The sequence below is a fragment of the Pedobacter sp. PF22-3 genome, from assembly GCF_026239555.1.
GTDB lineage: Bacteria > Bacteroidota > Bacteroidia > Sphingobacteriales > Sphingobacteriaceae > Pedobacter.
Genome location: NZ_JAPIVP010000001.1, coordinates 277087 through 290370 on the forward strand (window position 1 = coordinate 277087; position 13284 = coordinate 290370).

Below are 13284 nucleotides of genomic sequence, written 5' to 3' on the forward strand. Positions count from 1 at the left end.
AAATGACCATTACAAGCCAGGGTGAAGAACTGATTTTAGATAAAGAAAGGGCTTTGTTCTTACCGAAACATCAGTTGTTAGCTATAAGCGATTTGCATTTGGGTAAATCTGCACATTTCCGCCAATCAGGCTTACAAGTGCCGGCAACAATTGCTCAAACAGATTTACAGCGTTTAAGTTTATTAATTAAGCAATATCATCCTAAAACATTACTGATCAACGGTGACATGTTTCACCACGGTTTAAATACAGATATTGAAGCGTTTTCCATTTGGAGAAAGCAATATCAAGAACTTAATTTCTTATTGGTAAAAGGAAATCACGACCGGCTTTCTAGCGCGAATTATGCAGCAATGAATATCGAAATACATGAGCCCAGCTTTTGTCTGGGGCCGTTCTGTTTTATTCATGATGCACCAAATTGTACTGAAGAAGAATTATACCCCATCAGCGGGCATATTCATCCAGGTGTTACCATTGTAGGAAAAGCAAAGCAAAGATTAAAATTTCCTTGTTTTTATTTTGGCAAGGAATATGCCGTTCTGCCTGCCTTTAGTTTATTTACGGGGCTTTACAACATCTATCCTAAAACAAGCGAGCGTATATTCGCAGTTACCCCCAAGAGCGTATTGGAAGTTTAAGCGTGGGCATCAATTACCTGTTTCAACTGCGAAGCCTGTAAAACGCCACTTTGTCTCCATACCTGCTTTCCTTTTTTGAACAAAATTAGTGTTGGAACGCTCTGAACATTAAATGATGAAGCAGCCTGTTGATTTTTGTCGATATCTACCTTAATAATCGATACCGAATCGCCAACTTGTGATTTTAACTGTTCCAAAATAGGTTTCATCATTTTGCATGGACCGCACCATTCAGCAAAAAAATCTACCAGAACAGGTTTATTCCCATTAATTAAATCTGAAAATTTAGCCATGATTTTTATCTTTATTTAGAAACAAAGATTAACTGGATTGGTTTTTAATGAAAATTGGCAGTTTGAGAACCGATAATAAAACTTTTCTATGATTGGATCTCTACCCGAACGCACCTATTGTGTGGACACATTATATTAGTGATTATCATGAGCACATATTCTTAGGGTCATCGTCGTGCTGAATTTATTTCAGCATCTAACAAGCTTTAATATCTCAAAAAATATAGTTGAATATAACTGTTGGATTTATTTTCGTTCTATGCCGCGGTGGCATGGTACTTTAGAGCGCCAAAGTACCTAAAGCGCTCTGTCAATCAAGCAATGGGCCTATTACACAGTCCTAAAAACACATCAAAAAAACAATGGCACTTTGTTTAATCAGTTGTATTTGTGTGTTTTTTGGTCTGATTGAGCCCTGCGGGGTTTGTGTTCAGTAATCTTTCAGCATTTAAATAGCATCTATGAACACAAAACCACTTCATTTTAGTTTTGGTTGTGCTATTTGTAACTTCCTACAACTTTTTTTTTGATTTCTCCGGCCCTTGGGATTGACGGCGTTCTTCGGTTAAAACAATGTGTTATTTGCGAAAGCCAGCAAAACGCCAAAAATTATTATTAAAAAAATGTGTGTATACGATAGGAACGTCTGCACTTAAGTCGAGATGGCGAACGTATGTAATCAAGCTATAACTACGCTAAACACTTACAGGTAATTCTGCCGCTAAGGCAGTAACCCAATTTTCAAATAAAGCTTTTTCAATTTTTATGACTTCGGCTGCATGGTGTTCCCAATCATCAGAAAAACTAACCAACTGGTTCATCATTTCCTCTAAGTGGCCTTCTTCTTCCAGAATGATCGATTTTACATTTACCTTGCTTTTCGCCTCATCTAAAACGGCTTGGTAAATTGGATACAACTCATCTGCACGTACTTCAATTGCGTAAGTCACAAATAAATAAGCAGCGAATTTTAAATCATAACCAGAAAGATGAAATACAGCTTTTAAATAACGGCAAACGGCGATATCTAAAGCATGTAAATAGTATTTGGTCTGATTTGGCGATAACAACTCGGCATTGGTATAAGTTTTACAAAGTGCCTCGTCAACCTTCGAAATCTGCTTTTTTAAATAGTAGGCATGACGGTGTTCTTCTGCAGCGTGTTTAAGAATAATCAGATTTACATTTTCTTTATGCTCTGAAGCAGAAATCTTCTTAGCACCTGCATTTTCCATATAAGACAACGTATTTAACCATTTGGCATGCAGCACGTTATCAGAAACTATTGATTTTAAATTTGACGCTAACATTCTTGATTGTTAAACTGTTTTTTAAATTTTTGGCATTATACCAAATGAAAACTGTTAATTGAAAACTGCGAATGAATTAAATTTCCCTGTTCAGATCCCAGCCTTCTAAATAATCTGCAACTCTCCGCACAAACATTCCCCCTAAAGAGCCATCTACAACCCTGTGGTCGTATGATAATGATAAGAACATCATATGTCTGATCGCAATCACATCACCATGCTCGGTTTCCAATACAGCAGGTTTCTTTTTTATAGCACCTACCGCCAAAATAGCCACCTGAGGCTGGTTAATAATTGGTGTCCCCATCACATTTCCAAAACTACCTACATTGGTTAAGGTAAAAGTTCCACCTTGTGTTTCGTCAGGTTTTAGTTTAGAGTTTCTTGCTCTGCCTGCCAGATCGTTAACCGCCTTGGTTAAACCAACCAGGTTTAACTGATCAGCATTTTTAATTACCGGAACGATTAAGTTTCCACTTGGTAAAGCCGCGGCCATACCGATATTGATGTTTCCTTTTTTGATAATCTGCGTTCCATTTACAGAAACATTAATCATTGGAAAATCCTTTATAGCTTTGGCAACTGCTTCTACAAATATTGGGGTAAAAGTAATTTTTTCGTTTTCACGTTTTTCAAAGCTGTTTTTAACCTTGTTGCGCCACAATACCATATTGGTTACATCGGCCTCAACAAATGAAGTTACGTGTGGGGAAGTTGTTTTGCTCATTACCATATGATCGGAAATGAGTTTACGCATCCTATCCATCTCTATAATCTCATCTGCACCATTAACGCTTGTTGTAGATGGTTTACTTGTAATTGGAGCCTGCGAAGATGATTCAGTTTTTTGCGCTACCACTTCGTTAACTTGCGGCGGAGGCGGAGTTAATATAACTGTAGCCGTTTTTACGTCACCGCCATTTTTCCTGGCGATATAGTCCAACAGGTCATCTTTATTTAAACGTCCATCAACCCCAGAACCTTTTATGGTATCCAACTCAGCCAATGAAATATTTTCCTGGGCTGCAATACTTTTAACCAATGGGGAATAAAAACGATCAGATGAGCTGAAATCGGTGGTTGTTGTGGTATTATTATCTGGTAGTTGCTCAATTCCAGGGATAGCATCTACTTTTTCTTGTACTGTTGTTTTTTCTGTGACTGGTGCTACAGCTTCAGCGGTATCTCCACCCTCAGTTTCAATAATGGCAATTATATCGCCTACCTGGACAACTACACCTGCAGGAAATAATTGTTTTATCAATTTACCTGCAACCGGAGATGGAATTTCAGAATCTACCTTATCAGTAGCGATTTCTAAAACGGTATCGTCTAATTCAATAGCATCACCAGGTTGTTTTACCCATTTAATAATTGTTGCTTCTGCAACACTTTCACCCATTTTTGGTAACACTAGTTCGTATTGAGCCATATTAAATTACAGTATTTTATATTGGTAACGCTACAAAAATACAGTTTTTATTCTTTTTAAACTGTTTCCTTAAGGAGATTTAATAACATGCCCATTGCCGAAGCAGCAGAACGTTCTATGTTTTGAATCCGTTTGTTACTGAAATTAAACACCTTAGCTACAGTTTTGTGTTTTGAAGAAATTGCAATCCATACCGTACCAACTGGTTTTTCTTCTGTTCCACCATCGGGACCAGCAATGCCACTAACCGCAATGGCATAATCAGTTTTGAAATGTTTAATTGCTCCTTCTGCCATTTCTGTTACAGTTTGCTCACTCACGGCACCAAAAGTGTTTAAAGTGCTTTCGTTTACACCAAGAATAGATTCCTTAAGTTCATAGGCGTATGCTACTGCCCCGCCCCAATAAACAGCAGAACAGCCAGGATGTTGTGTAATTAAATGGGCGATATATCCACCTGTACAACTTTCTGCTGTTGATAAAGTCAAGCCTTTACTTTTCATCAGGTCTAGAATCGCTTTTTCCAAAGGAATGTCTTCATCCGTTACCACAAACTTATTCACTTTTGAAATGATCTGTCGGGCATAAACCTCCACTTCTTTCTTCAATTCCGTTTCGTTATCACCTTTGGCTGATAAGCGTAAGCGTACTTGTCCTAATTTTGGCAAATATGCCAATTTGATATGTGCAGGTAAGCTATCTTCGATTTCCTCAATCTCTTTAGCCAGAAATGATTCACCGATATTTGCTGTAAGAATGGTTTTATGTACAATAAACGGCAGCTTAAACCTACTAGTAATTCTGGGAAGGATTTCGTCATCCATCAAATACATCATTTCATAGGGCACACCGGGCATAGATACAAAAATGGTGTTGTTTTGCTCAAACCACATGCAAGGCGCAGTGCCATTTTTGTTTACGATAACCTCACAACCATCAGGAACATCGGCTTGCTGTATATTGATATCTAATAGTGGACGTTTGTATTTTTCGAAAATCTGGCGAACCATTTCCAATGCAGCTGCATCATTACGGAAACCCATATTAAAATACTTCGCCAAGGTTTTTTTGGTAATATCATCCTTGGTTGGCCCAAGGCCCCCAGTGATTAAAATTAAATCTGCACGTTTTTCTGCAAGTTCGAGCGCTTCTAAAATATGCTGCTCATCATCAGAAACTGAAGTAACCTGCTTAACAGAAACCCCAATTAAATTTAACTGTTTAGCCATCCATGCAGAATTGGTATCAACGATTTGGCCAATGAGTATCTCATCACCAATGGTAATAATTTCGGCTAGCATAAATTTATCGGTATGTGTTGTAAAAACCCTGTCTTTTGCTCAATTTTAAATCCTGCAAGATCGATGCCTTAACTTTGATGGTAACAGAATAACTTTTATAAGCACCGTATGGAACCCAGTTTACACTCATGTCCCAGCAATGCAAATCGCGGTAAATCGCTAAATTCATAGGGGTTAAGCCATTGTTCTTAAAATCGTATCCTGAGTTAAAGGTAACTTTCCATTTCGGTGTTAAATTAACATCGCCATTAAAGTTTAATGTATTCGAAATGGTACTCATGTTTCCATCATTTGAATATTGAAAACTGTAGGCGAACGAGAAATTCCATGGGATATTAAAATCGACGAATGCGTTTGGATCACGGCTTATAGCCGCCAATTGTTCAGACTGTATATCAGTTAATCCTTTTTTGTTGGCTGCCGCCCCTAATTTATCATTAGCCTCATTTTTACGTTTTAATGCCTCTGGGTTTAAACTGTAATCGAATGAGAAGCCAAAATTAGCCAGGCGAGGCAGAAACTTACCACTTTGCCAGAAATAACGGTCTTGTCTGATCCGGCGTGTAGAACCGGGTATAGTATCAGCCTCTAGCGAATAAGGATCTAAAGTTCCATTATAGTTTATACCTAATTTATCGGTAAACTGAGATCGGCCACTAAAACCAATAGTAGATAACTTATAAGATGTAGCCAGAAAATTGTATGAGCCACTAAAACTCAAACCCTGGATAATCGGGATCTTTTTAGAACCTGTTCCGGTTGTATCGTTCTTATTCCTTACTTTTAGCTCTACTGTATTATCCAGGCCAAAACCGATAGATGCATTAGGCCCACCAAAAGAGCCTGGCTGTGCCATACCATCAAAAATAGAATACTTTAAAGGTTGCCCGCTGATATAAATCTGGTTCCCATTCTGATCTACAGCAGGTCTGTAAGGCCCTGCGCCTGCTTTGGTAAAATCAGGTGAGTAAGAAAAAGAGACATTGGGGGTCATTACATGACGCATCGCCTGGATTTTACCAGCTGGGTTAAAGTCTCTTCTACCATATATTTTAGTAGACATACTTGTTGACAAGCTATAACTACCTGCTCTTTTAAAACTACTTGTGGTATCTTCCCTAAAAGAATAAGTATTATCAGCATAACTGGTATATCTTCTATTTACACTCTGAAAATTCCAAACCTCGTTATAGGTGCCGCCTAAGCTAAAGTTAAGATATTTCAAGGCCGTAAACGACATGTTTACAGGAATACTGTGCGCAAAACCACTTCTTAAGCGTTTTAAACCATCATTTTGAAAAAGCAAACTATCAAATGTATCAATACGGTTTGTTCCTTGCAGACTGTAACCTACCGTAATTTTTTGATACCATTTTTGTTCTCCAACTATATTTTTAGGGCTAAATGGATTAAATGTAGGTACGTTAAATGTCATTTCTGGCAGCCTAAGTGATATTGACCTTGTACTTAAGGTCTGGTCACTTGATGCAGCCAAAGAGAAATTCATACCGTTTGAATAGGCTTTTGCATAACTAACACTACTACTTGTTGAGTTGGTTGCGATTGTTCTAATATCGTAAGTACTACCTGCTGCAGTATTTCTATAATATCCTGATGATACCAATCTTACACTGGCACTAAAGGTTGTACCCGGATTGGCATTGGCATTTTGGCTATGGCTCCAGTTAATACTAAAGTTTTTGGTAGGGTTATTAAAAGCATCAGTGCCTTCTAAACCATTTTTAAAACTGGCATAGGCCAGGTTTATATTGCCATTAAATTTATATCTTTTAGTATAATTACTCAATAAACTTGTTTCATAAGAACCATTGGTATAAATCGAACCTATCAGTTTAGCATCCCAGTAATCGTTTAAGCCTAGATAATAACCACCGTTTTGCAAGAAAAACCCTCTGGTTGCATCTTCACCTGGTGTAGGTAGAATAACCCCCGAAGTTCGCTTATTCGGTTTAGGAAAAAATGCAAACGGTAGTCCCAGAAACGTCGGTACATCCTCAATAATCATGTAAACAGGACCTGTAATAATCTGTTTCTCTGTTACTACTCCTTTAGAAATCATTAACCCAAAATGTGGATGTGGAAGATTACAAGTACTGTACATCACATTTTTAACATGCAGCTCATCATCTATTTGCTTTTTACTCTGCCCGCCAGAGAAAAAACCTCCTTCCTGCTCAGAAAAAACACCATATACTTTCGCCCGGGTTGTTTCTGAATTGTAAAAAATAGAATCTGCTATAGCAGTACCTTCAGCTCCTGATTTAAAAATTGGTTTCCCGGTATACCTTCCGGTTTTTGGATCTTTGACACCACGGGCAAAAATAGAATTTTGCTTTTTATCGTACTTGATATATGCCGCATCTAGCTCAAAATCACCATATACCACCCTGGCGTTTCCGTATAAATAGACAATACTTTTATCGGCACTCATTTTAACAGAATCCTCAGCTTTGTATTCTACCTTCTGGTCAATACTGCTATTATTCTTACCTGTTTTTTTAACCGTATCCTTTTTAGTGGTGTCTTGCCGGATGATCTGTTGCAATGAAAAATGAGAAAATGCGTTAGCTTTACCAACAACATGTGTTAATAAAATGACAGATATTAGTAAAATAGAACTCTTGAGGGGTTTCAAATTCGTATTTGAATGTTACTTTTGCACAAATGTTTAATCAAAAACGTCCAAAATTACTGAAAAATATACCATTGATGTATCTTAAATCCATTTTAACTATTATTATTTATTTAGCACTATCAAATTCCATTGATAATCAAGCATTTGCGCAGGGATATAAAATTAAAACAATTGTGATTGATGCTGGTCATGGTGGTAAAGATGGTGCAACCCATGGCGTGTATTCGAAGGAAAAAGATGTGGCACTTAAAACAGCATTAAACCTTGGCCGTGCACTTCAGGATAGCTTAAAAGATATTAAGGTTATTTATACTCGTGAGTCGGATGTATTTATTCCTTTATACGAACGTATCAATATCGCAAATAATGCAAAAGCCGATTTATTTATTTCCATTCACTTAAATGATATGCCGGTTAGGGTATCGAGAGTGGTAGATTATTATAAAAAAGTAAGGGGCAGAAAAGTACCTGTTTACCAAACGATTACCTCTAAAAGCACATCAACCAAGGGAACAGAAACCTTTGTATCTGGAACACGCCGTTTAGGTGAGCAAGATGAAGTGATAAAAAGAGAAAATGCATCCATGTTTCTGGAAGAGAATTATCAGAAAAACTATGAGGGCTTTATAGCAAACACCCCTGAAAGTGATATTATGTTATCCTTGATGAAACAAACCAATAGAGAGCGGAGTTTAAAGTTTGCTTCCCTGCTTCAACAGGAGTATGTTAATGCTGGCCGTATTAACAGAGGCGTACAAGAGAAAAGCCTTGCAGTATTGGCGCGAGCCGCAATGCCTGCTGTATTAACAGAAATAGGTTTTGTGAGTAACCCTGAAGAAGAAGACTATATGAACTCTGCTGAAGGACAAAATGAAATTGTAAGTGGAATTATCAAAGCAATTAAAAATTATAAACGTATAGCCGAAACATCATTTTAATATCCTGCATGCATGAAGATTAAACTTCTGATTACAATCATCTTATTTTCGTTACTGGCTGTTGAAAAAGCACCTGCTCAAGGCTATAAGATCAAAACAATTGTTATTGATCCCGGCCATGGCGGAAGAAAACCAGGAGCATCAGGCAGTTTTTCTAAAGAAAAGGATATTGCATTAAAGGTTGCATTGAAATTAGGGAAATTGTTAAATGAAGAAATGCCAGAAATTAAAGTAATTTTTACGCGTAAAACGGATATTGATGTTGATTTATACAAACGTGCAGAAATAGCTAACGAAGCCAATGCTGACCTTTTTATATCCGTGCATTGCAATTCTATGCCGCCAGGCAACAAGCATATTAAAGGAGTGGAGACATTGGTTGCAGGGTCTCACCGTTTAAAGGAACAAGATGCAGCTATACGAGAGAATGCCGATATTAAATTAGAGAAAAACTACAAAAGTAAGTATGATGGCTACGACCCAAGTGACCCGAGTAGTTTTATTCTTTTATCGCTTTTAAAAAATACCTTTCGGGACAAAAGCATTAAATTTGCCAAATTAATACAGAACTGTTACATCAAACGGGATGAACGACTTAGCCGCGGAGTTAAAGAACAGGGTGTTTTGGTATTGCAACGCTGTGGTATGCCCGCTGTTTTAACGGAAGTAGGCTTTATCTCAAATACAGAGGAAGAAAAATATATTAATTCACAAAATGGACAAAATGAGATTGCGAGTTCTATTTTGGAAGCAATAAAAACATACAAAAAAAATATTGAGGTTAAATAAGTGGCATTATAAATGATAGTTATTTTAACTTTGTAAAAAATATAAAACAGATACCAAACAAACAGTGCTGCCTTTGTGTATTTATAGGGTTTAGCACAATAAAAAATATTTACGCTCTTACAAGTGAAGAAAGAATATTTCAACACTTGTAACCATTAAATAAAACACTCATGAAGATTAAGAACGAAACCAAAGTAGGTATTTTAGCTGCATTTGCCATTGCTTTATTAATAATTGGATATAATTTTTTAAAAGGAAATTCAATTTTCTCAAATGAAACTACATTATATGCAAAATATAGCAGGGTTGATGGTTTAACTGTATCAAAGCCTGTCCTTATTAATGGTTATCAGATTGGCCGTGTGGCTAAATTAGAACTACAGGGAGATGGGAGTATTATTGCTACTTTAAACATAAACAGCAAGTACGAAATTCCAGAAAACAGTATCGCCCGTTTAGAAGGTACAGATCTTTTAGGTAGCAAGGCGATTGTAATGTCGTTAGGTAACTCTAAAAAAATGGCCGAAGATGGTTATACTTTAAATGGTAATGTAGAGAAAGGCTTACTGGAACAAGTGCAACCAGTTCAAAAGAAAGCAGAATTAATTATCGGTAAAATGGACTCTATTTTAAGCAGTGTGAATTCTATCCTAAATCCTAACTTTCAGAAAAACGTTGATAAAAGCTTCAATAGCATAGCAGGTACCTTAGCTTCTTTAGAAACAACCTCTAAAAAAGTGGATGGTTTAGTAGGTTCAGAAAGTGCGCGTATTGAAGCCATATTCAAAAATGTAGAAGGCATTACTGCTAACTTAAATAACAACAATCAAAAAATCAGTGATATTTTAACCAATATCAATACCGTTACTGATAAGTTTGCTGCAGCTAATTTTAAACAGACTTTAGATAATGCAAACAATGCTATCGCTGATTTACAAAGTGTCATATCAGGAATTAAGAGTGGAAAAGGCAGTTTAGGATTATTATTGAATGATGATAAAATGTATCAGAATTTAAATAATGCTTCGAAAAATCTCGATGAATTAATGATCGATTTGAAAGCTAACCCTAAGCGTTATGTACACTTCTCTGTATTTGGCGGAGGTAATAAAAAAGATAAATAATTTAATTTTTATAATTCAGAAAGCCTTGCAGTTTAAATTGCAAGGCTTTTTTTTTGTGAATTTATATACTGTTTTATCGTAGAAGCAAATACGCACTGAAAATGGATATTTACTCTTTTTTACCACAGAGAACACCAGAAATAAACACAGAGGAAACGACGCTAAACAATAATACATTTTTAACCGCAAAGTGTGCAGATAGCGGCCACAGAGATCGTCAAGTTTTAAAATGAATTAGCTTGCGTAAATGAATATAACTGCCTTCCCCTCTTCATGTACTCGGTGTACTTTCTCTGTTCTCTCGGTGTTTAAACTGAATTAACTTATCTTAAAAATATTTTTTATTTTTTTACCACAGAGTGCATAAGAATAAACACAAAGAACAAGTATCAAATCAGAATCCCGATCTGTCCTGAACGCGGAGCAGGATATTTAAACGGATAAACTTAAAGCTGGAAGGTCCTGCCTTCAACAGCTAGTTCAGTATTTTCGAAAACAGATTGGGCTTCTTCGAAAAGCATCTGTAATGTTTTATAGCGTGAGGAAAAATGTCCGATGAGTAATTTCTTTGCTCCGGTAATTTTAGCTACCTCTCCTGCCTGTAAAGCAGTTGTGTGATGTGTTTCTTTGGCTCTTTCCAATAAGTCGTGCATAAAAGTGGCTTCGTGATATAGGGTATCGCAACCTTTTATGGTGTCAAAATAACGTTCATCGAACAAGGTATCTGAGCAATAAGCATAACAGCGCGGTGCATCCGCTTCTGTGGTGTAATCTTCACTACGTAAAATATCACCGTTTGGCAGTTCTACATCAATCCCTTTTTTTAAGGCTGTGTAATAAGCCATTGGCACCTGATCAGTCTTTTCTTTTATCAGTTTGCGCTGGCGTTTCTTTTGCTGAAAAATAAAGCCGGTAGTTGGAATGCGGTGATTTAAAATAATTGTTTTCACTGTTAAATCACTATTCTCGAAAATCTGTACGGACTGATCGGCTTCAATTGGAAAAAATTCAATTGGATACCTCAGCACAGTATCAGAGTATTTGAACTGGATCTCTAAAATCTCCAATAAAGGTTTAGGCCCAAATATCTGTATCGGTTTTATACGGCCGTTTAAATGTAAACTGGATAACAAGCCGATTAAACCAAAATAATGATCACCATGTAAGTGACTGATGAAAATATAATCGATGCGAGCTGCTTTAAGATTGTATTTAGTCAATTGCTGTTGTGTACCTTCTCCACAATCAATCAGGTAATATTTTTCATTACAATTTAAAAGCTGCGCAGAAGGATTTCTGTTAAATACAGGTGTTGCAGAACTACTTCCTAAAATTGTAACTTCAAATTTCATCATGATAAGATATAAAAAGCCCCGTAGATTTTTAGAAACTACGAGGCCAGAATGTTATTTTAATATTTGTTATTTGGCGCCTCTAAACTCTTTCTCCAACTCCTCCATAAAGATAAAATCAGTAGCTTCATCTATTGTATTAACAAACATTACAGATTGAAATATGTTTGACAATTCGATAATGGACGCCAGTTCGTCATTGATTCCGGTTACAATAAATAATCCGCCTGCTGATTTGCAAAGTCTGTCGCCAACTAATAAACAGCTTAAATCCTGCGCATCATTACACTCGGTAACATAACTTAAATCAACAACTATATTTTTAAAACCCTGTGAATTAAGCAAATAAAACTCTGCTTTCAAACCTGGGGCATTATCATTTGTAAACTTATTTTCTTCTAACTTTAAGGTTACATATTTATCGTGTTTATCAACTGAAAATTTCATCTCTCTAATCTTTATTTCACTAATGTATAAATTTCTTTCGAATTTAAAGTGTTTCTAAAGCCTTTAAAACATTAGTTTCAATACGGCTGGAAATTGCATCAGCATCAGCTTTTATAAAGGTCTCCCCTACAATTTTTTCATATAGCTCAATATAGCGCTCAGAAATAGAATTTACTATTTCAGGCGTCATTTCCGGTACAAGCTGACCATCTTTACCTTGAAAGCTATTTTCAATTAACCATTTACGAACAAATTCTTTTGAAAGCTGCTTTTGTGGCTCATTATTATCCTGACGTTCCTGATAGCCTTCTGCATAAAAATAGCGTGATGAATCTGGCGTATGGATTTCATCAATCAGGTAAATCACACCATCGGCCCTGCCAAATTCATACTTTGTATCTACCAGAATTAATCCGCTTTTAGCAGCAATTTCGGTTCCGCGCTGATAAAGTGCATAGGTATATTCTTCCAACTGCTCATAATCCGTTAATGAAACAATTCCTTTTGCCAATATATCTTCTTTTGAAATGTCTTCATCATGCCCTACCGAAGCTTTAGTGGTTGGAGTAATAATTGGCTGAGGCAATTTGTCGTTTTCTTTCAATCCATCAGGTAAAGAAACGCCACACACTGAACGTTTTCCAGCACTGTACTCGCGCCAGGCATGACCGGCTAAATACCCTCTGATTACCATTTCTACTTTAAATGGCTCACAGATACGACCAATAGTAACCATTGGATCTGGAACGTCTAAAACCCAATTGGGAACGATATCCTGTGTAGCTGCTAAGAATTTAGCCGCAATCTGGTTTAAAACCTGACCTTTAAATGGAATAGCTTCAGGCAATACAACATCAAAAGCAGAAATACGGTCTGACACCACCATTACCATAAACTGGTCGGCTATAGTATATACATCGCGTACTTTACCCTTGTAAAAATTACTTTGATTTGGGAAATTGAAATGAGTTTCTTTAAGTGCTTTCATGAGGCCGTAAAAA

Annotated in this window: 12 protein-coding genes; 4 read left to right on the forward strand and 8 right to left on the reverse strand. The window is 36.6% G+C overall.

What is annotated here, in order from left to right; translation table 11 throughout:
* Positions 1-2: 2 nt before the first annotated feature.
* On the forward strand, positions 3-641 hold the full coding sequence (gene pdeM, locus OQX63_RS01205; RefSeq protein WP_265849069.1) for a ligase-associated DNA damage response endonuclease PdeM: 639 nt from the start codon (positions 3-5) through the stop codon (positions 639-641).
* Here pdeM and trxA read toward each other — a convergent pair.
* The 5 genes from trxA to OQX63_RS01230 all read right to left on the reverse strand — a co-directional run bounded on the left by trxA (position 638) and on the right by OQX63_RS01230 (position 7633).
* Positions 638-934 (reverse strand): thioredoxin, encoded by a 297-nt coding sequence (trxA, locus tag OQX63_RS01210; RefSeq protein ID WP_265849070.1) that lies wholly within the window; start codon positions 932-934, stop codon positions 638-640. The two genes, pdeM and trxA, sit on opposite strands and share 4 nt — an antisense overlap.
* A gap of 695 nt (positions 935-1629) precedes the next feature.
* On the reverse strand, positions 1630-2244 hold the full coding sequence (locus OQX63_RS01215) for a hypothetical protein (protein WP_265849071.1): 615 nt from the start codon (positions 2242-2244) through the stop codon (positions 1630-1632).
* Positions 2245-2320: 76 nt separating this feature from the next.
* Positions 2321-3676, reverse strand: coding sequence for a dihydrolipoamide acetyltransferase family protein (locus tag OQX63_RS01220; RefSeq protein ID WP_265849072.1), 1356 nt, complete (start codon positions 3674-3676; stop codon positions 2321-2323).
* Positions 3677-3732: 56 nt separating this feature from the next.
* Entirely contained in the window at positions 3733-4977 is a 1245-nt protein-coding gene (locus tag OQX63_RS01225) for a competence/damage-inducible protein A (RefSeq protein ID WP_265849073.1), read from the reverse strand.
* Between the two features lie 4 nt (positions 4978-4981).
* Entirely contained in the window at positions 4982-7633 is a 2652-nt protein-coding gene (locus OQX63_RS01230) for a putative LPS assembly protein LptD (RefSeq protein WP_265849074.1), read from the reverse strand.
* Positions 7634-7707: 74 nt separating this feature from the next.
* Between OQX63_RS01230 and OQX63_RS01235 the strand changes: the two genes are divergently transcribed.
* The 3 genes from OQX63_RS01235 to OQX63_RS01245 all read left to right on the forward strand — a co-directional run bounded on the left by OQX63_RS01235 (position 7708) and on the right by OQX63_RS01245 (position 10484).
* Entirely contained in the window at positions 7708-8571 is an 864-nt protein-coding gene (locus OQX63_RS01235; protein WP_265849075.1) for an N-acetylmuramoyl-L-alanine amidase family protein, read from the forward strand.
* Positions 8572-8583: 12 nt separating this feature from the next.
* On the forward strand, positions 8584-9360 hold the full coding sequence (locus OQX63_RS01240; protein WP_265849076.1) for an N-acetylmuramoyl-L-alanine amidase family protein: 777 nt from the start codon (positions 8584-8586) through the stop codon (positions 9358-9360).
* Positions 9361-9530: 170 nt separating this feature from the next.
* Entirely contained in the window at positions 9531-10484 is a 954-nt protein-coding gene (locus tag OQX63_RS01245) for an MlaD family protein (protein ID WP_265849077.1), read from the forward strand.
* Positions 10485-10930: 446 nt separating this feature from the next.
* Here OQX63_RS01245 and OQX63_RS01250 read toward each other — a convergent pair whose 3' ends face one another.
* The 3 genes from OQX63_RS01250 to OQX63_RS01260 all read right to left on the reverse strand — a co-directional run bounded on the left by OQX63_RS01250 (position 10931) and on the right by OQX63_RS01260 (position 13271).
* On the reverse strand, positions 10931-11836 hold the full coding sequence (locus OQX63_RS01250) for a ribonuclease Z (RefSeq protein ID WP_265849429.1): 906 nt from the start codon (positions 11834-11836) through the stop codon (positions 10931-10933).
* A 69-nt stretch (positions 11837-11905) separates the two neighbouring features.
* The gene (locus OQX63_RS01255; protein ID WP_265849078.1) at positions 11906-12283 is read right to left on the reverse strand and encodes an STAS domain-containing protein; all 378 of its coding nucleotides are present in this window, start codon (positions 12281-12283) and stop codon (positions 11906-11908) included.
* A gap of 43 nt (positions 12284-12326) precedes the next feature.
* A complete protein-coding gene (locus OQX63_RS01260; protein ID WP_265849079.1) occupies positions 12327-13271 on the reverse strand; it encodes a phosphoribosylaminoimidazolesuccinocarboxamide synthase in 945 nt (314 codons plus the stop codon).
* Between the last annotated feature and the right edge of the window lie 13 nt (positions 13272-13284).